This is a genomic window from Ornithinimicrobium flavum (genome assembly GCF_004526345.1).
GTDB lineage: Bacteria > Actinomycetota > Actinomycetes > Actinomycetales > Dermatophilaceae > Ornithinicoccus > Ornithinicoccus flavus.
The window spans coordinates 2,202,325-2,221,225 of sequence record NZ_CP038213.1; the positions used below are offsets into that span (position 1 = coordinate 2,202,325).

The window sequence follows — 18,901 nt, forward strand, 5'->3', positions numbered from 1 at the left end:
GGGAGAGTGGTCGGGGGGCAGACCGGGGCGGACACGGCCTGAACCCGGGCAAGTCTACCGGTGCCGGGGCGTCCTCCCGGCACCGTCTGCGCCCACCCCGGGGCCGCGGAGCGGTCAGCGCAGGGCGTCGTAGGCCGCCCGGAGCTCCTCCTCGGCCGGGCCCTCCAGCCGTCCCGGCCGGGCGAGCCCCTCGAGGACCACGAACCTCAGCGTCGAGCCCCGCGTCTTCTTGTCCCGGCCCATGGCGACCCGCAGCTCCGGCCACCGGCCACCGGGGTAGGCCGTGGGCAGGCCCACGGCCGACAGCACCCGGCGGTGCCGGGCCAGCAGGTCCTCGTCGATGAGGCCTCGTCCGGAGGCCAGCTCGGCCACGTAGACCATCCCTACGGCGACGGCGTCCCCGTGCCGCCAGGTGTACCCCTCGACCTGCTCGACCGCGTGGGCGAAGGTGTGCCCGTAGTTGAGGATCTCCCGCAGCGAGGACTCCCTCAGGTCGGCGGCCACCACCTCGGCCTTGACCCCCACCGCCCGGACGACGAGCTCGACCGCCAGGTCGGGGTGGGCGACCGGGTCCACGGCGGCGGCCGGGTCGGCCTCCACGAGGTCGAGGATGACCGGGTCGGCGACGAACCCGCACTTGATCACCTCGGCGAGGCCTGAGACGTAGTCGGCGCGCGGCATACCGGAGAACCAGGAGGGGTCGCACAGCACGGCGGCCGGGGGGTGGAAGGCGCCCACGAGGTTCTTGCCCTCCGCGGTGTTGATGCCGGTCTTGCCACCGACCGCGGCGTCCACCACCCCGAGCAGCGACGTCGGCAGGTGCACGACCTCCACCCCCCGCAGCCAGGTGGCCGCCGCGAAGCCGGCCAGGTCGGTGGTCGCCCCGCCCCCGACGCCCACGACGAGGTCGTCCCGGGTGAAGCCCTCCCGTCCCAGCCGGTTCCAGAGCCCGGTGAGCACCTCGGCCGTCTTGGCGTCCTCGGCGTCCGGCACGACCACGCGCACCGGGTCGGCCCCGGTGTCGCGGAGCGTCCGCTCGGCCTCGTCGGCCACGGCCTCCCGGCCGGGCTGCACGACGAGCAGCACCCGTCGGCCCTCCCGGCCGTGGCGTGCCAGCAGTCCTGCCGCCCCGGCACCCACGTGCACCGGGTAGGGGGCCGCTCCCCCCACCTGCACCGTGCGCGTCGCCGCGGTCACAGGGCCGCCGCGATCTCGTCGGCGATCTCCTCGGGGGTGCGCCCCCCGGTGGCCACCCGCAGGGTCGCCAGCGACTCGTAGGTCGGCCGACGGGCGTCCATCAGCCGGGTCCAGGAGGCGCGGGGGTTGACCAGGAGCAGGGGACGGGAGGCGTCGAAGCCGACCCGTCGCGAGGCGTCGGCGATGGTGACGTCCAGGAAGACCACGGTGTGGCCCTCCTCGCGGAGCGCGCGGGCGACCGCCTCCTGCATCACCGCTCCCCCGCCGAGGGCCACCACCCCGGTCTCCTCGCGCAGCGCGCGCAGCACCTCCTCCCGCTCCAGCCGCCGGAACGCCTCCTCGCCGTCCTGGACGAAGATGTCGCTGATGGACCGACCCGTCGCGCTCTCGACGGCCCGGTCCGTGTCGTGGAGGGTGAGGCCCAGACGCTCGGCGAGCAGCCCGCCGACCGTCGTCTTGCCGGCCCCCGGCGGGCCGACGAGCACCGCCCGCGGGCGGCTCACCGGTGGCCCCCGCCGGACGGGGGGCCCTCGGGGTCCACCGTGGCGGGGGCGGCCTCGGTGAACGAGCCGGCCTCGGTGGCGGGGGTGCGCAGGTGCTCACCGACGGCCGCGAGGTAGGCCGCGTGGTTGCGGGCCACCTCCGGCACGGAGTCCCCGCCGAACTTCTCCAGCACCGCGTCGGCGAGCACGAGCGCGACCATCGCCTCCGCCACCACGCCGGCCGCGGGGACGGCGCACACGTCCGAGCTCTGGTGGATCGCGGTGGCCGCCTCGCCGCTGGTCGTGTCGACCGTGCGCAGCGCCCTGGGCACCGTGGAGATGGGCTTCATCGCCGCGCGCACCCTGAGCACCTCACCGGTCGACATGCCGCCCTCGGTCCCGCCGCTGCGCAGGGCCGCGCGGCGGATGAGACCGTCGTCACCCCGGTCGAGCTCGTCGTGGGCCCGGCTGCCCCGGCGGGCCGCCGTGCGGAAGCCCTCGCCGACCTCGACCCCCTTGATCGCCTGGATGCCCATGAGCGCGGCAGCCAGCCGCGCGTCCAGACGACGGTCCCAGTGCACGTGCGAGCCCAGGCCCGGCGGCAGGCCGTAGGCGAGCACCTCCACGACACCACCCACCGTGTCGCCGTCCGCCCGGGCGGCGTCGATCTCGGCCACCATCGCGGCCGAGAGGCTGGGGTCCAGGGTCCGCACCGGGTCGGCGTCGACGCGCCCCACGTCGTCGGGGCGCGGCAGCGAGACCGGGTCGGGGGCGTCGTCGTCCCAGGACGGCACCCCGGCCCGCCCGATGCTCACGGTGTGGGAGACCAGGCGAGCGCCGACCGTCTGCTCCAGGAAGGCCGCGGCGACGGCGCCCAGCGCCACCCGTGCGGCGGTCTCGCGCGCCGAGGCCCGCTCCAGGACGGGTCGGGCCTCGTCGAAGCCGTACTTGGTCATGCCGACGAGGTCGGCGTGCCCGGGCCGGGGCCGGGTGAGCGGTCGGTTGCGGGCCAGCTCCTGGGGCGCGCCCACGTCGTCGGCCCGACGCAGGGCCGCGTCCTCCACGGGCTCGGGGGCCATCACCGCCTGCCACTTCGGCCACTCGGTGTTCTCGATCTGCAGGGCCAGCGGGGAGCCGAGGGTGAGCCCGTGCCGCAGGCCTCCCAGGAAGTGCAGCCGGTCGGCCTCAAAGGACATGCGGGCCCCCCGTCCGTGCCCGAGCCGGCGGCGGGCCAGGGCGGCCTCGACGTCGGCCCGCTCCACCCGGACGCCGGCGGGCAGGCCCTCCAGGACGGCCGTCAGGGCGGGGCCGTGCGACTCGCCCGCGGTCAACCAACGCAGCATGACCCCAGATCCTCCCACGCCCGGCGCCCCGGGCCGACCGGTGGGGTGCCGGCCCTCACCCCAGGCCGGGCATGAGCGAGGGCCCCAGCAGCAGGCCGAGCAGGGCCCCGACCATCATCGGCGGGCCGTAGGCGAAGTGACCCTTCCAGCTGACCCGGCGACCCACCAGGAGGGCGAGGCCGAAGAGGCCACCCACGAGGAAACCTCCGTAGATCCCCAGCACCACCTCGGGCCAGCCGAACCAGCCGAGCGCCCCGCCGAGGACGACGGCCAGCTTGACGTCCCCCAGGCCGAGCGCCAGCGACCCCCGGGCCAGCGACACGAGGGCGATGAGCAGGTAGAGCCCACCGGCCCCGACGGCTCCGAGCAGCGCCCGCACCAGGGGCTGGGGGCCGCCGCCGACGAGCGCCGCCAGCAGCAGGCCTGCGCCCAGCGTGCCCATCGTGGGCCACATGATCCGGTCCGGGAGCCGGTGCACGTCGAAGTCCATCGCGGCGAGGCAGACGGCCGCCAGCGACACGACCGCCAGGGTCGCCGTGAGCACCGCCGCCACCGCGGCCCCCGGCACCGCGGGGTCCTCGACGAACCAGATACGGTGCACCAGCAGCCCCACGACGACCCCCAGGGTGGGCGGCACCCACCACCGACGCCCTGGGTAGGGCTCCTCGACCTCGTCCGGCTTGCGGTAGGTGGTCTGCTCCAGCCAGCGAGCCACCGGGATGCCGAGCAGGGCGGTGACCACGCCGACGACGACCGGCACGTACGTCCCGTTCACCCTGCCTCCTCCTCCAGGGCCGCCGCGAGCGCGGTCGACATCTCCCGCACCGGAGCCGGGCACCCGGTCATGAGCTCGACCTGCCGGGCCGCCTGGTGCAGCAGCATGGTCGTTCCCCTCACGGCGACGACCCTACCCGCCGTGGCGGACGCGACCGCGTCGGCCAACGGGGTCGGCCAGGGGGAGTAGACGACGTCGAGCACGACCGGCGGGCGGTCGCCACCGGGGGTGAGGTCGGGTGCCGGTGCACCGGCGGGGAGAGTGCCGACGACGACGTCGGCCCGCTCCCGGTCCAGCGGTATGCCGTCCGCGAGCGCCCGGACGTGGAACCGCGGCCCCGAGGGCTCGCCGGCGAGCCGGGCCAGGAGCTCCCGGGTGGCGGGCCGGACCGCGTCGCGCACCAGCAGGTCGATCTCCCCGGCACCGAGGCGGCGCAGGGCCAGGACCGCCGACCGTGCGGTCGCCCCTCCCCCAAGGACCACGGCCCGCCGCACCTGGCCCGCACCGGCCTGCTCGAGCGCGACGGCGAGGCCGTGGACGTCGGTGTTGTCGGCATACCAGCCGCCGTCCCGCCGCAGGAGGGTGTTGGCCGCACCGGCGAGCTCCGCCTCGCTGCTGGCCCGGTCGGCGAGGACGAGCGCCTCCTCCTTGCCCGGCATGGTGACCGAGAGCCCGACCCACTCGGGGCCGAGCCCGGCGACGTGCCGGGCAAGCGCGCCGGCCGGCACCTCCTCGCGACCGTAGCGCCACCCCGTCAGGCCGAGCGCCGCGTAGGCCGCGCCGTGCAGGACCGGGGACAGCGAGTGGGCCATCGGCGACCCCACGACCCCGGCCCGTCGGCCCGTGGGGACCGGCCGGCTCAGCACTGGTCGGGGTTCTCCTGGCACCACTGCTGGAACAGGGCGACGTTCTCCTGGTGCCCGGCGAAGTCGGTGGCGAACCGTGTCTCCCCGGTCGAGGGGTCGACGGTGACGAAGTAGAGCCAGTCGCCGGGCTCGGGGTTCAGGACCGCGCGGATCGCCTCCTCGCCCGGGCTGTTGATGGGGCCGGCCGGCAGCCCGGGGTAGGCGTAGGTGTTGTGGGGGTCGTCGTTGGCACGCTGCTCGTCCGTGGTGCCGGCCAGCCCGCGCTCCTGGTAGATGAAGTGGACCGTGGAGTCCATCTGCAGGTAGCCGTTGGTCTCCGGGTTGGGGTCCAGGCGGTTCTCGACGACCCGGGCCACCTTGGGCAGGTCCTCGGAGAAGGCACCCTCACCCTGGACGATGCTGGCCTTGATGATGACCTCGCGCAGCTCGGGGCCGTCGGACAGACCGAGCTGCTCGTAGGTGCGCAGACCGGTGTCGATGAGCGTCTGCAGCTGCTGCTGGGGGGTGGTGTCCGGGCCGAACTCGTAGGTGCTGGGGTAGAGGAAGCCCTCGAGCTCCCCCTCGGCCGCGTCGGGCAGGTCGAGCGTGGCCGGGTCGACGGCCTCGTAGTCGGCGACGTCGTGGCCCGTGGCCTCGGCGAGCACGGCGAAGGTCTCGGCGACCCACAGGCCCTCCCGGACGGTGACGCCGTTGATCTCGCGGTAGTTGCCGTCGAGCAGCCGGGCCAGGGCCGCGGAGGCGCTCATCTGGTTGGCCATCCGGTAGGTGCCAGGCTGGATCGACGCGCCCGCCGGGTCCGCGGCCAGGGCCGCGGTGAAGGCGGACGCGGAGGCCACGACGTCCTCCTGCGCCAGCAGCTCGGCGATCTGCCCGCCGGCCGCCCCTTGGGGGATCTCGATCAGGATCTCGCCGGTGCCCGAGCCCTCGTAGTCCGCGGCGCTCGGCTCCGAGGAGCCGATGGACAGGTCGGGCAGCAGCGAGCTCACGGCACCGAAGGAGTAGATGCCGCCCACGACGACCGCGGCGGTGGCCAGCAGCAGGGCGAGGACCTTGAGCACCGGGTTGCGGCGCTGCCGGCGCCGGGGACGGAAGGTCTCGTGGACCGGCGCGGGCTCGAGCATCTCGTCCGCGAGGGAGGCGTCGTGCTCCCGCACGCCGCGCAGGCCGAGCACGTCGTCGTCGTAGTGCGCCCCCGCGCCGCGGACGTCGTGCTCGTCCCAGTCGTCGTGGGGTGGCTGACTCATGTGCCGTCCTTCGTGTCCGGGCCCGCGGACCGGGCAGTCCTGGGCTTCCTGGCCTTCAACGGCTCGCCGGGGCGGCGGCCGGCACTACGGGCCTCGAGGGCTCCCTGGAGGATAAGGGTGGCGGCCGCCTGATCGACGATGCCACGCTGGTCCCGGCCGCGGACGCCGCTGTCGCGCAGCGACCGGTGGGCGTCGACGGTGGTGAGCCGCTCGTCCCACAGGCGGACCGGCACCTCCAGGCGCCTCTGCAGCGTCCGAGCGTACCGTCGGGCCCGGCCCGCCGCCACACCCTCCTCCCCGGACAGGCTGCGCGGCAGGCCCACCACGACGCCGACGGCACCCCGCTCGACCACCTCGCGGACGATCCGGTCCAGGTCGGTCCCGTCCTGTTCGTCCCGCGCCAGGGTGGCCACGGGGAGGGCGAGCACGCCCCCGGGGTCGGACGCGGCCAGGCCCACGCGGACCTCACCCACGTCCACCCCCAGCAGCACGCCGCCCTCGTCCCCGGACGGCCCGTCCTGGGTCGTCACCGGCCCAGCGAGGCCTCGACCCGGGCCAGCGCCTCCCCCGTACGTGACGGGTCCTGCCCACCGCCCTGCGCGAGGTCCGCCTTGCCGCCGCCCCCTCCGCCGAGGGTCTCGGCCGCCACCTTGACCAGCGCGCCGGCCTGGATGCCTCGGCCTCGCGCCGCCTCGTTCGTCGCGACCACCACCGCGGGTCGTCCGTCCTTGACCCCGGTGAGGGCGACGACGACCGGGCGGTCGGTCCCGAGCCGTGCACGCAGGTCGGTGACCAGGCGTCGCAGGTCGTCCGCCGCCACGCCCTCGCCCAGGTCGTGGCCCAGGTAGGTCGTGCCGGAGACGTCCCGGGCGTGCTCGGTCAGCCCGGAGGCCGACGCCAGCACCTGCGCCGCCCGGGCCTGGGCGATCTCCCGCTCGGCCTCCTTCAGGCGGGTGACGAGCTGGGAGACCCGGTCGGGCAGCTCGTCGGGGCGCACCTTGAGGCTGTCCGTGAGCTGGTTGACGATGACGTTCTCCCGCGCGAGGTGCTGGTAGGCGTCCGCACCCACCAGGGCCTCGACGCGGCGGACACCGGAGCCGATGGAGGACTCACCCATGATCTTGACCAGGGACAGCTGGGCGGAGTTCAGCACGTGGGTGCCGCCGCACAGCTCCAGGCTCCACGGCCCTCCCACCGAGACCACCCGGACCACGTCGGGGTAGCGCTCGCCGAAGAGCGCCATGGCCCCCATCTCGCGCGCCTGGGCGAAGGGCATCTCGGCCGCGCTGACCTGGAGGTCGGCCATGAGGCGTTCGTTGATGCGCTCCTCCACGGCCCGGAGCTCGTCCGCGTCCAGCCCGCGGGTGGCCCGGAAGTCGAAGCGCAACCGGCCCGGGGCGTTCTCCGAGCCCGCCTGGGTCGCCGAGTCACCGAGCGCCTCGCGCAGCACCTTGTGCACGATGTGGGTGGCGGTGTGGGCCCGGGAGACCGCTGCGCGCCGGACGACGTCGATCGTCGCGTGCGCGGTGTCGCCGGCGGCGACCATGCCCTCGACCAGACGGCCGCGGTGCACGGTCAGCCCCGGCACGGGACGCTGGACGTCAGTCACCTGGAAGACACCGCCACCGCCCAGCCGGATGGTGCCGTGGTCGGCGAGCTGCCCGCCGGCCTCGGCGTAGAAGGGGGTGGTGCGGAGCACGAGCTCGAGCTCGGTGCCCTCCTCGGCGGCGCCCCCGCCGGGGTGCTCGACGCGGTCCACCTCCTCGCCACCGGAGACCACCGCCAGGACGGGTGACTCCCCCTCGGTCCGGTCGTAGCCCGTGAACTCCACGGCTCCCCCGAGCCGGTCGGCGATCGCCCGGTACGACGTGGCGCCGGCGTGACCTAGCTTCTTGGCCCGGGCGTCGGCCTTGGCGCGCTCACGCTGCTGGGTCATGAGCGAGCGGAAGCCCGCCTCGTCCACCTGCAGACCCTGCTCGGCCGCCATCTCCAGGGTGAGGTCGATGGGGAAGCCGTAGGTGTCGTGCAGGGCGAAGGCCTCCGCCCCGGCCAGGGTGCGCGACCCGGTCGAGCGCGCCTTCGCCACCGCGGTGTCCAGGATCGTGGTGCCGCTGGCCAGGGTGCGACGGAAGGCGTCCTCCTCGGTGTAGGCCACCTCGCTGATCCGCGACCAGTCACGCTCGAGCTCGGGGTAGGAGGCGGCCATGACGTCCTTGCTCACCGGCAGCAGGTCGGGCAGCGCGGCCCGGGAGGGGTCGACACCGAGCAGTCGCATCGACCGCACGGCCCGCCGGAGCAGGCGTCGCAGGACGTACCCGCGGCCCTCGTTGCCCGGGACCACCCCGTCCCCCATGAGCATGAGGCCGGAGCGCACGTGGTCGGCGACGACGCGGAACCGGACGTCGTCCTCCTCGGAGACGCCGTAGCTGCGGCCGGTGAGGTCCTCGGCGCGCTCGATGACGGGATACACCTCGTCGATCTCGTAGAGGTTGTCCACACCCTGGAGCAGGTAGGCCACCCGCTCCAGGCCCATGCCCGTGTCGATGTTCTTGCGGGGCAGCTCCGAGGCGATGTCGAAGTCGGTCTTGGACCGGACCGCGGACAGCTCCTCCTGCATGAAGACGAGGTTCCAGATCTCCAGGAAGCGGTCCTCGTCGACCACCGGACCACCGTCCGGGCCGTGCTCCGGGCCGCGGTCGACGTAGATCTCGCTGCACGGCCCGCCCGGACCGGGCACCCCCATCGACCAGTAGTTGTCCTCGTGGCCCCGTCGCTGGATGCGCTCGCGGGGCAGGCCCGCCACCCGGTGCCACAGGTCCGCCGCCTCGTCGTCCCCGTCGAGGACCGTGACCCAGATCGTGTCGGGATCGAACCCGAGGAAACCCTCGTCCTGGTTGCCGGTCACCAGCTCCCAGGCGTAGCCGATCGCCCCCTCCTTGAAGTAGTCGCCGAAGGAGAAGTTGCCGTTCATCTGGAAGAACGTGCCGTGCCGGGTCGTCCTGCCGACCTCCTCGATGTCGAGGGTCCGCACACACTTCTGGACGCTCGTCGCCCGATCCCACGGAGGCGTCTGCTGCCCCAGGAAGTACGGCTTGAACGGGACCATGCCGGCGTTGACGAACAGGAGGTTGGGGTCGTCGTAGACCAGCGGGGCGCTCGGCACCACCGCGTGACCCCGGCTCTCGAAGAACGACAGCCAGCGGCGACGGATCTCGGCGGTTTCCATGATCTCCTCGAAGAACGGTGCAGGGGGAGGCGCGCCGACGGCGGGGCGGCCACCGACCAAGTCTAGTCGCTGCTGCTCATCGCTCCCTGCGCCCCCGGACGAGGCGTCGCAGCTCGGCCCAGCGCGGTCCGAGGCGCTCCTCCCAGCCCCGCCCGGTCGGGCGGTAGTAGTCCACGTCCGCCTCGAGCAGGTCGTCGGGGAGGAACTGCTGGCTCCCCACCCCCGCCGGCTCGTCGTGGCTGTACCGGTAGCCCGCGCCGTGACCCAGCCGCTCGGCTCCCGCATACCCCGTCCCCCGCAGGTGGGGCGGGACCGGACCGCCCCGGCCGGCCCGCACGTCGGCGATGGCGGCGTTCACCGCCACGTAGACGGCGTTCGACTTCGGGGCCAGGGCATTGTGCACGACCGCCTGGGCCAGGATGATGCGCGCCTCCGGCATGCCGATCTGGGCCACGGCGTGCATGGCCGCCACCGCGGTCTGGAGGGCGGTGGGATCGCCGAGCCCGACGTCCTCCGAGGCCGCGATGACGATCCGGCGGGCGATGAAGCGAGGGTCCTCCCCCGCCTCGAGCTGCCGGGCGAGGTAGTGCAGCGCGGCATCCACGTCCGATCCGCGCATCGACTTGATGAAGGCGCTCGCCACGTCGTAGTGCTGGTCACCGGCCCGGTCGTAGCGGACCGCGGCGTGGGCCACCGCCTGCTCCACGTGCTGCAGCCGGATCGGGATGACCTCACCCTCCCGGCCCGCCGCCCGCTCGTCGGTCGCCACCCCCGCCGCGGCCTCCAGCGTCGTCAGGGCCCGCCGGGCGTCGCCGCCCGCCATCCGCACGACGTGCTCCCTCGCCTCCTCCTCCAGCGTGAACTCCCCGGCCAGACCACGCTCGTCCACCAGGGCCCGTTCGACCACGCCGCGGACGTCATCGTCGTCCAGCGAGGTGAGCGTGACCAGGACCGACCTGGACAGCAGGGGGGCGATGACGGAGAACGACGGGTTCTCGGTCGTGGCGGCCACGAGGATGACCAACCGGTTCTCGACCCCCGGGAGCAGGGCGTCCTGCTGGGCCTTGCTGAAGCGGTGGATCTCGTCCAGGAAGAGGACGGTCTGCCGCCCGTAGAGGCTCCGGTCCTGGGTCGCCCGGTCCATGACGGCGCGCACGTCCTTGACCCCGGCGGTGACCGCCGAGAGCTCCACGAACCGACGGTCCGCGGACCGGGCGACGAGATGGGCCAGGGTGGTCTTGCCCGTCCCCGGGGGCCCCCAGAGGATCGCGGACAGGGGTCCGGCCGCGCCGCCCTGGCCCTCGATGAGCCGCCTCAGGGGTGAGCCCGGTCGCAGCGCCGGCTGCTGCCCCGCCACCTCGTCCACCGTGCGTGGTCGCATCCGGACCGCCAGCGGCGGACGCAGGTCACCCTCACCGGCACCGGGCGCAGCGGCGTCGAACAGGTCCGTACCACCAGTTGCCACGGTCGCGAGGCTACCCGCAGCGGCGTCGGGGCGACGTCTGCACAGGTGACCTACGACTCCCCGAGGTCGGGACCTCGGCACTACTACTTACTGTCGTACTTAGGCCACGATGAATCCATCGAGCTCCACCACCGGGGCTCAACGACCGGTCGTCCCCGACCGGCCACCCCACGATCCGGGTCGACCCGGAGAAGGACACTCTCATGACACAGCGTCTGCGCCTCGTCGGGATCATGCTCATGGTCTTCGGCCTGGTGTTCCTCGGCGGCGCCGCCGTCGCCTTCAGCATGTACCAGGACGGTCGGCACTCGCTGCAGAGCTTCAGCGAGGTGCAGGGCGTCGAGCTCAGCTACAACGACCAGGGCCAGCTCGTGGACCGGGGCGACCCCGCCGCGGCCGAGGCCATCATGACCATGCTCACCGACGAGTGGGGCTACCCCGTCTCGGACCGTGAGATGGACCCGGCCGACCCGCTGGTCAACACCGCGAGCGAGTACATGTACCAGATGGCCGTCATCACCCACCACGTCATCTACGGCACCTACCCCGTCACCCTGACCGAGGACCAGCTCGTCGACGCCGACGGCAACGCGCTGACCGAGGTCGTCGTCAACGGGGAGACCATCGCCATCCCGGCCACGATCCCGGCCGAGGGCCTGACCTTCGACGTCAACGGCGAGGGCCGCTACTGGAACGACTTCGACCGCACCAACCCGGTCGACGCCGCCGCCCGTCCCCTCATCTGGACCGGCACCGTCCACGGCCTGGTCGGCGAGCTCGGCGTCGGCACCGTCACCGCCTCCGCCCTCAAGCTGGCCCTGGGCCTCACCGCCCTGATCGCCGGCCTGGGTGTCATCAACCTGCTGACCGGCGCGGGCCTGTACTGGGCCGCCGGACCGCGCAGGACGGCCGAGCTGCCCCCGGCCCCGGTCGAGCAGCCCGAGCTGGAGCGCATCGGCTGAGCCCCGCCTGACCTGTCCCCGAGAGGGCCGGGTGCGAGTCCCCTCGCACCCGGCCCTCATCCGTGCCCGGAGTGTGGGGCGCACTACGCTGACGCCCGTGCCGTCCACCCTGCTGCGCGAGGTCACCCGGGCCTACCTGCTGAGATCCGCGGGACAGGACCCGTGGGTGCGCTGGGCCCTCGCCGACCCCCTGCCCGGCTCGGCCGTCGTGCACGAGGTCGTCGCCGTCGTCCAGCGGCTCGGTCACCGGCCGGGGCTCTGGGTGCTCCCGCTGCGACCGGGTATGCCGCCGGGCCGGACCCCCACCGACCTCACCGAGGAGGCCGGCCGGGTCGCCTCGACCCTCCGGGCCGTCCGCGCGGCAGGTCTGCTGGACGCCTGGGGCGCGATGTCGGCGTCGGTCCCCCAGGAGCACGCGGTGGTGGGGCAGGCCGAGCTGCCGCTCACGGACCGCGGCGGGGACTGGGAGTGGATGTGGACGACGACCGCTCCCCCGCCACGACCCGGGGAGGAGCGGCTCGTCCTGCTCGACGACCAGGACGACGCCGAGGAGCTCACCGCCTTCGCCCGGGAGCACAACCCCCGCGTGTGGACCCGGATCGGGGAGGGCGAGGTCGTCCGGTGGGTGGGGGTCCGGGACCGCCGCGGCGAGCTGGTCGCGGTCGGCGGCGCCGAGCTGGAGGGCTCGGGCGTCCCCCACCTCGCGGGCATCCTCACGGCGGTGCCGGCCCGTGGGCAGGGCTGGGGCGAGACGGTCTCCAGCGCCCTGACGCGCTGGTCGGTGGCCCGCCACGGCGTCTGCACCCTCGGCATGTTCTCCGACAACGACGTCGCCCGGCGCCTCTACCACCGCCTCGGCTACCGGACGGCCAGGCGCTGGCACTCCCGGCACCTGGCCGACCGCTGACCGCGCACAGGTCGGGTGGGGGGCTGCGCTCAGCCCTCCCGGGGGTTCACCTCCTCGGCGCCCTGCGGTGCGGGCGCCGGCGCCTGGGGTCGGGCGTCGATCCCGGCCTCCTTGCGCTGCTGGGAGGTGATCGGCGCCGGTGCCTCGGTGAGGGGGTCCAGGCCGCCGCCGGTCTTGGGGAAGGCGATGACGTCGCGGATCGAGTCGGTGCCGGCCAGCAGCGCCACGATCCGGTCCCAGCCGAAGGCGATCCCGCCGTGCGGGGGCGCGCCGTACTTGAACGCCTCGAGGAGGAAGCCGAACTTCTCCTGCGCCTGATCCTCGTCCAGGCCCATGATCGCGAAGACCCGCTCCTGCACGTCGCGGCGGTGGATACGGATCGACCCGCCCCCGATCTCGTTGCCGTTGCACACCAGGTCGTAGGCGTAGGCGAGGGCGGCACCGGGGTCGGACTCCAGGGAGTCGAGGAACTGCTCCTGCGGGGAGGTGAAGGCGTGGTGCACCGCGGTCCACGCTCCGGCGCCCACCGCGACGTCGCCGGCCGCGACGGCCTCACCGGCGGGCTCGAAGAGCGGCGCGTCGACGACCCACAGGAAGCTCCAGGCCGACTCGTCGATCAGCCCGACGCGCCGGCCGATCTCCAGCCGGGCGGCACCGAGGAGCGCTCGTGAGGCCTTGACCGGGCCGGCGGCGAAGAAGATCGCGTCGCCCGGCGCCGCACCCACGTGCGCCGCGAGACCGGCCTTCTCCTGCTCGGAGATGTTCTTGGCGACCGGGCCGCCGAGCTCGCCGTCCTCACCGACGGTGACGTAGGCCAGGCCCTTGGCGCCGCGCTGCTTGGCCCACTCCTGCCAGGCGTCGAACTGGCGGCGCGGCTGGCTGCCGCCACCGGGCATGACGACCGCGCCGACGTACTCCGCCTGGAAGACCCGGAAGGGCGTGCCGGCGAAGAAGTCGGTGCAGTCGGTGAGCTCGAGGTCGAAGCGCAGGTCGGGCTTGTCCGTGCCGTAGCGGGCCATCGCCTCGGCGTAGGTCATCCGCGGGAAGGGGGTGGTCAGCTCGACCCCCCTGACCGCCCAGACCGCCCGCGCGACCGCCTCGCCGAGCTCGATGACGTCGTCCTGCTCGACGAAGCTCATCTCGATGTCGAGCTGGGTGAACTCGGGCTGCCGGTCGGCCCGGAAGTCCTCGTCGCGGTAGCAGCGGGCGATCTGGTAGTAGCGCTCCATACCGGAGACCATGAGCAGCTGCTTGAACAGCTGCGGGCTCTGCGGGAGGGCGTACCAGCTGCCCGGCTGCAGCCGGGCCGGCACGAGGAAGTCGCGCGCCCCCTCCGGGGTCGAGCGGGTCAGGGTCGGGGTCTCGATCTCGACGAAGTCGCGCTCCGCGAGCACGGCGCGGGCCGCGGCGTTGACCTTGGAGCGCAGCCGCAGGTTCTGCCCCGCCGAGCTGGCGCCCGGGCGGCGCAGGTCCAGGTAGCGGTGCCGCAGCCGGGCCTCCTCGCCCACGCTGACCCGCTCGTCGATCTGGAAGGGCAGCGGGGCGGACTCGCTGAGCACCTCGATGCCGGTGGCGATGACGTCCACGGCACCGGTCTGCAGGTCGGGGTTGACGTCCTTGTCCGCGCGGGCGGTCACGGTGCCCACGACCTTGACGCAGTACTCGTTGCGCAGGTCGTGCGCGGTGCCGGTCAGCACCTCGTCGCGGGCGACGACCTGGACCACGCCGCTGGCGTCGCGCAGGTCGAGGAAGGCGACACCGCCGTGGTCGCGGCGGCGCGCGATCCAGCCGGTCAGGGTCACGGTGGTGCCCACGTGCTCCGGGCGCAGGGTCCCGGCCTCATGGGTGCGAAGCATGGTTGTCTCCTCTCGGTCGTGACACGTCGAGGATCCACGGTGGATCCCCGACGCAGCCCTGACAGGTGTGGGCGGGGGCCAGGTCGCGGTGCCACCACACCTTCGCCGAGGATCTCGGCCTCTCGTCGGTCCACCGGACGCGCGGTGCACGGGTGCGGCGGCCGGTCCCCTCCGGGACCGCGCGCCGCGGGCGGGTCGTCACTCCGCCCCGGGCACGAGGGCAGTCTATTCGCTCGCGCGGCGGCGCTGGACGCTACGGTTCACCCATGACCTCCGCCGTCGCGCCCCGCGTGAGCACCGTCGCTCCCGCCCGGCCCCGGCTGGCCCTCGTGGCCGCCGCCGTCCTGATCCTGCTCTGGACCGTCCACACCGTCGCCTCCTGGGCGGGAGGTTACGAGCGGGTCCCCTGGGCGACGCTGGAGCACGAGCAGGGCCGGATGACCGCGGTCACGCTTGCCGCTGCCCACCCCTCTCCGCCCGGCCCCTGGTGGACGGCCGGTGAGCCGGACCCGGTCGTGTCGGGAGCCACCGAGGGCCAGCCGGTCGTCGTCGTCTACACGGTGGCCGACGGGCAGCGGGTCCGGGTCGCCGACCCGGCCTACGGTGCCTACGGCCCGCCCAGCCTCACCCGGGGCGCCAGCTCCCTGGACCCCGGCACCGACCTGGAGTCGATCGGCCGCGGTCTGCCGGAGGTGGGCGGACCGGGAGCCCCGATCGCGTGGTGGGTCAGCGCGGTCACCGGAGGGGTCCTGGCGCTGGGGACCCTGCTGCTCGTCGTCTCCGGTCCCCGGCCCGTCCACGGCAACCGCTGGTTCTGGTTCTGGATCCTCCAGGCCCCCGCGGGTCTGGGTGTGCTGGCCTACGCCGTCTACGAGCTGGGCGGGAGGGGCCGACGCCGGGCGCTGGCCGCTCCGGAGCGACGGGAGGGGGGCGGGTGGGGCTTCGTCCGTCTCATCAGCGCGTATGTCGTGCTGTCCGTCGTCGGCGGGCTGCTGGCGATGCTGCTGGGGGTGAGCGTCACCCCGCTGTGAGCTGTCCTCCCGGGGCCGCCGCGCGACGGGCGGCCAGGGACAGGACACCGATGAGCAGCGGGCCGTTACGCACCTGACCGGCCAGCACAGCGGCCACGGCGTCGGACAGATCGACCCAGGCGGTCGGCATACCCGCCTCCTCGTGCGCGCGGGCGTGGCGCTCGTGCTCGGGGACGTCGGACAGGTCGGTGGCGACGAACACGGTGATGACCTCGCCGAGGCTGCCCGGCGACGGCGTGAACGTCAGCAGCTGCTCCCAGGTCGAGGCCACCAGGTCGGCCTCCTCGGCCAGCTCACGGGCGGCGGTGACCACCGGCGCCTCCCCCGGCATGTCGCACAGCCCGGCGGGCAGCTCCCAGTCCTCGGCACCGACGGGGTGGCGGTACTGCCGCACCACGAGGATCTCGGCCTCGCCCCGGTCCTCGCGCACGGCCAGGACCGCCACGGCCCCGGTGTGCTCGACCCAGTCCCGCGCCACCACGCCGCCCTCCCCCAGGTCGACGCGGTCCCGACGCACGTCCCAGACGGCACCGTCGTAGACCACCTCGCTGCGCAGCACGGGGCGACGACCCGGCTCGTCGCGCAGCTCGGCTCGGCTCATCCGCGGGGCGTCCAGGCTCATGACCCCACGGTATGGGGTGCCCGTCACCCGCTCCCGCCGGACTACTCCGGGAGCTCGTGCTGGTGGTGGCGTGCCTCCACCTCGACGAGCCGCTGGCTGCGCTGCACGTCGAGGGCGGCCCGCACGAGCCCGGCGAACAACGGGTGCGCGTGGTCGGGGCGGGACTTGAACTCCGGGTGCGCCTGCGTGGCGACGTAGTAGGGGTGCACGTCGCGCGGGAGCTCGACGAACTCCACGAGGTCCCCCTCGGGCCATGTCCCGGAGACGACCAGGCCCGCGTCGGTGAGACGGTCCCGGTAGGCGTTGTTCACCTCGTAGCGGTGCCGATGACGCTCGGTGACCTCGGTCTCGCCGTAGGCCTCCGCCACCACGGAGCCGGGGAGCAGGGTCGCGGGGTAGGACCCGAGGCGCATGGTGCCGCCCAGGTCCCCGGCTCCCTCCACGATGGCCTCCTGCTCCTTCATCGTGGCGATGACGGGGTCGGGGGTCCGCGGGTCGAACTCGGTCGAGCTGGCCCCCGGGATCCCGGCGACGTTGCGGGCGTGCTCGATGACCATGGCCTGCAGACCCAGGCAGATGCCCAGGGTCGGCACCTGCCGCTCCCGGGCCCAGCGCAGGGCCCCGATCTTGCCCTCGATCCCCCGCACGCCGAAGCCGCCCGGCACGAGCACGGCGTCCACGCCGCCCAGGGCCCGGGTGGCGCCCACCTCGGTCTGGCACTCGTCGGAAGGGACCCATCGGATGTCCACCCTGGCGTCGTGCCGGAAGCCGCCGGCGCGCAGGGCCTCGGTGACCGACAGGTAGGCGTCGGGCAGGTCGACGTACTTGCCCACGAGGGCGATCTCGACGCGGTGCTCCGGCTCGTGGACCCGCTCGAGCAGGGCGTCCCACGCGGACCAGTCGACGTCCTTGAAGACCATCCCCAGGTGCCGGACGACGTAGGCGTCGAGCATCTCCCGGTGCAGGATCTTGGGGATGTCGTAGATGGACGGCGCGTCCACGCAGGCGGCGACCGCCTGCTGGTCGACGTCGCACATCATCGAGATCTTGCGCTTGATGCCCTCCGGGATCTCGCGGTCGGCGCGCAGGACGAGGGCGTCGGGGGTGATGCCTGCCTGCCGCAGGGCTGCGACGGAGTGCTGCGTCGGCTTGGTCTTCAGCTCGCCGCTGGGAGCGAGGTAGGGCACCAGCGAGACGTGAACGAAGAAGCTGTTGGCACGGCCGATCGCGTGCCGGACCTGGCGGGCCGCCTCGAGGAAGGGCAGGCTCTCGATGTCGCCGACGGTGCCGCCCACCTCGGTGATGATGATGTCCGGGCGCTCCCCGTCGGGCAGGTCCGCGTCGGCGCGCATCCGGGCGATGATCTCGTTGGTGATGTGGGGGATGACCTGGACCGTGTCGCCGAGATACTCCCCGCGGCGCTCCTTGGCGATCACGTCGTTGTAGACCTGGCCGGTGGTGACGTTGGCGCGGCCGGTGAGGTTGCGGTCCAGGAACCGCTCGTAGTGGCCGATGTCGAGGTCGCACTCCGCCCCGTCGTCGGTGACGAAGACCTCGCCGTGCTGGAACGGGTTCATCGTGCCCGGGTCCACGTTGATGTACGGGTCCAGCTTCTGCATCGTCACCCGCAGGCCGCGCGACCTGAGCAGGAACCCCAGGCTGGAGGCCGTCAGGCCCTTCCCGAGCGAGGAGGCGACGCCTCCGGTCACAAAGATGTGCTTCGTCGTCTCCGCCACGGGCTTTGATCCTACGCCACGGCCGGGCCGGGCCTCGGGGCGGGTGGGGTATGCCGCCGCTCAGCGGCCGGGGCGGAGGCACCGGTAGGCCTCCAGCGCGGCTGCGACGGCCTCCTCGACGGTCGGCAGCTCGGCGGCGCGCGCCAGGGAGCGGGTGCGGAGGTCCTCCGCGAGGCCGGGCTCCTGGAGCACCCGTCGCACGGCGCCCGCGAGCGCCTCGGCCACACGGCCCTCGCCGGGGACCAGCAGCCCGGCCCCGCCGAGGACGAGACCGGTCCCACCGACGTCCGTCGCGACCACGGGGGTCCCGGCGGCCAGCGCCTCCTGGAGGAACAGGGGTTGTCCCTCCCACACCGCGGCGGACACGGCCACGTCGGCCCCGGCCAGCAGGGTGGGCACGTCGTCCCGCTGGCCGAGCAGACGCACGTCACCCGGGCCCTGACCGGCCAGGCGCTCCAGCTCGGCCCGTTCGGGGCCGTCGCCGGCCAGGACGAGGACGGGGGGCGGGTGCCGGTCGACCGTCGCCAGGAGCCGGTGGTAGGCCTCCAGGACCAGGCCCGTGCGCTTCTGCGCGCCGAGCCGACCGGCCGAGACGATCACCGGTGGGCCCCCCTCCGTCGGGAGCCCCAGCTCGGTGCGCACCGCCCACCTGGCGGCCCGTCGCTCCTCCGGCCCCGACACGGGGGTGTCGTCGGCCGGGACCACCGCCAGCCCGACGGCCGCGGCACCGCGGCGCCGCGCGCGCGCCACGAGGTCGGGCGAGACGCCGAGGACGAGGTCGCCGCGGCGGCACACGACCTCCTCCAGCACGCGGTAGACGACCCCGGCCCGGCCGGCTGGCGGGGCGTTGTGCGTGGTCACCACCAGGGGCGTGCTGGACCTCCGTCGGGCCAGGGCGGCGTAGGCGCCGGCGCGCACCCCGTGGGCGTGGACGACGTCGGCGCGGCCCACGAGCGCGGCGAGCCGACCGGTCTGGCGAGGGCCGGGGAGGGGCAGCCGCCCCGCGCCGATCTCCACCGTCTCGACGTGGACGCCGTGCTCGGCGAGACGGAACTGCTCGGCCACGGCCGTCGGGCAGGCGACGACGACCGCGTGACCCTGCCGGGCGAGTCCGCGTGCGAGCTGGCGCACGTGCCGTCCGACCCCGCCGGCGACCACCGCGGTGACGAGCAGGATGTTCACGCCAGAC

16 protein-coding genes are annotated in these 18,901 nt (G+C 74.2%); 3 read left to right on the forward strand and 13 right to left on the reverse strand.

Features of this window, described 5'->3' with window-relative positions:
* Window positions 1-114: 114 nt before the first annotated feature.
* The 9 genes from aroB to E3Z34_RS10345 form a co-directional block, all read right to left on the reverse strand.
* A complete protein-coding gene (aroB, locus tag E3Z34_RS10305) occupies window positions 115-1,197 on the reverse strand; it encodes a 3-dehydroquinate synthase (protein ID WP_134773518.1) in 1,083 nt (360 codons plus the stop codon).
* On the reverse strand, window positions 1,194-1,700 hold the full coding sequence (locus E3Z34_RS10310; protein WP_134773519.1) for a shikimate kinase: 507 nt from the start codon (window positions 1,698-1,700) through the stop codon (window positions 1,194-1,196). The genes aroB and E3Z34_RS10310 overlap by 4 nt, the downstream gene beginning before the upstream one ends.
* Window positions 1,697-3,022: a chorismate synthase gene (aroC, locus tag E3Z34_RS10315; RefSeq protein WP_134773520.1), complete on the reverse strand. Its 1,326-nt coding sequence runs from the start codon at window positions 3,020-3,022 to the stop codon at window positions 1,697-1,699. Before aroC ends, E3Z34_RS10310 begins: the two co-directional genes overlap by 4 nt.
* A 55-nt stretch (window positions 3,023-3,077) precedes the next feature.
* Complete coding sequence (locus tag E3Z34_RS10320) at window positions 3,078-3,797, reverse strand: prepilin peptidase (RefSeq protein ID WP_134773521.1); 720 nt, start codon at window positions 3,795-3,797, stop codon at window positions 3,078-3,080.
* Window positions 3,794-4,609, reverse strand: a complete 816-nt coding sequence (locus E3Z34_RS10325; protein WP_134773522.1) for a shikimate dehydrogenase — start codon at window positions 4,607-4,609, stop codon at window positions 3,794-3,796. Before E3Z34_RS10325 ends, E3Z34_RS10320 begins: the two co-directional genes overlap by 4 nt.
* 47 nt (window positions 4,610-4,656) lie before the next feature.
* A complete protein-coding gene (gene mltG / locus E3Z34_RS10330) occupies window positions 4,657-5,907 on the reverse strand; it encodes an endolytic transglycosylase MltG (protein WP_134773523.1) in 1,251 nt (416 codons plus the stop codon).
* The gene (gene ruvX / locus E3Z34_RS10335; RefSeq protein ID WP_238695112.1) at window positions 5,904-6,437 is read right to left on the reverse strand and encodes a Holliday junction resolvase RuvX; all 534 of its coding nucleotides are present in this window, start codon (window positions 6,435-6,437) and stop codon (window positions 5,904-5,906) included. The genes mltG and ruvX overlap by 4 nt, the downstream gene beginning before the upstream one ends.
* Entirely contained in the window at window positions 6,434-9,133 is a 2,700-nt protein-coding gene (gene alaS, locus E3Z34_RS10340; protein WP_134773524.1) for an alanine--tRNA ligase, read from the reverse strand. Before alaS ends, ruvX begins: the two co-directional genes overlap by 4 nt.
* A 76-nt stretch (window positions 9,134-9,209) precedes the next feature.
* On the reverse strand, window positions 9,210-10,514 hold the full coding sequence (locus tag E3Z34_RS10345) for a replication-associated recombination protein A (protein ID WP_134774860.1): 1,305 nt from the start codon (window positions 10,512-10,514) through the stop codon (window positions 9,210-9,212).
* Between the two features lie 287 nt (window positions 10,515-10,801).
* Between E3Z34_RS10345 and E3Z34_RS10350 the strand changes: the two genes are divergently transcribed.
* Window positions 10,802-11,560, forward strand: coding sequence for a hypothetical protein (locus tag E3Z34_RS10350; protein WP_134773525.1), 759 nt, complete (start codon window positions 10,802-10,804; stop codon window positions 11,558-11,560).
* A 97-nt stretch (window positions 11,561-11,657) separates the two neighbouring features.
* Complete coding sequence (locus E3Z34_RS10355; RefSeq protein WP_134773526.1) at window positions 11,658-12,467, forward strand: GNAT family N-acetyltransferase; 810 nt, start codon at window positions 11,658-11,660, stop codon at window positions 12,465-12,467.
* Window positions 12,468-12,496: 29 nt separating this feature from the next.
* Here E3Z34_RS10355 and aspS read toward each other — a convergent pair whose 3' ends face one another.
* Window positions 12,497-14,323 carry an aspartate--tRNA ligase gene (gene aspS, locus E3Z34_RS10360; RefSeq protein ID WP_134773527.1) on the reverse strand — a complete coding sequence of 609 codons (1,827 nt, stop codon included), beginning with the start codon at window positions 14,321-14,323 and terminating at the stop codon, window positions 12,497-12,499.
* Window positions 14,324-14,589: 266 nt separating this feature from the next.
* Here aspS and E3Z34_RS10365 point away from each other — a divergent pair, with 266 nt between their 5' ends.
* Complete coding sequence (locus E3Z34_RS10365; RefSeq protein WP_134773528.1) at window positions 14,590-15,354, forward strand: hypothetical protein; 765 nt, start codon at window positions 14,590-14,592, stop codon at window positions 15,352-15,354.
* Here E3Z34_RS10365 and E3Z34_RS10370 read toward each other — a convergent pair.
* From E3Z34_RS10370 to E3Z34_RS10380, 3 genes are read right to left on the reverse strand one after another with little or no spacing between them, the layout of a single operon-like run.
* Window positions 15,341-15,976, reverse strand: coding sequence for an NUDIX domain-containing protein (locus E3Z34_RS10370; protein ID WP_134773529.1), 636 nt, complete (start codon window positions 15,974-15,976; stop codon window positions 15,341-15,343). The two genes, E3Z34_RS10365 and E3Z34_RS10370, sit on opposite strands and share 14 nt — an antisense overlap.
* 41 nt (window positions 15,977-16,017) lie before the next feature.
* The gene (locus tag E3Z34_RS10375; protein ID WP_134773530.1) at window positions 16,018-17,712 is read right to left on the reverse strand and encodes a CTP synthase; all 1,695 of its coding nucleotides are present in this window, start codon (window positions 17,710-17,712) and stop codon (window positions 16,018-16,020) included.
* 60 nt (window positions 17,713-17,772) lie between these two features.
* Window positions 17,773-18,894, reverse strand: a complete 1,122-nt coding sequence (locus E3Z34_RS10380; RefSeq protein WP_134773531.1) for a glycosyltransferase family 4 protein — start codon at window positions 18,892-18,894, stop codon at window positions 17,773-17,775.
* Window positions 18,895-18,901: the final 7 nt, after the last annotated feature.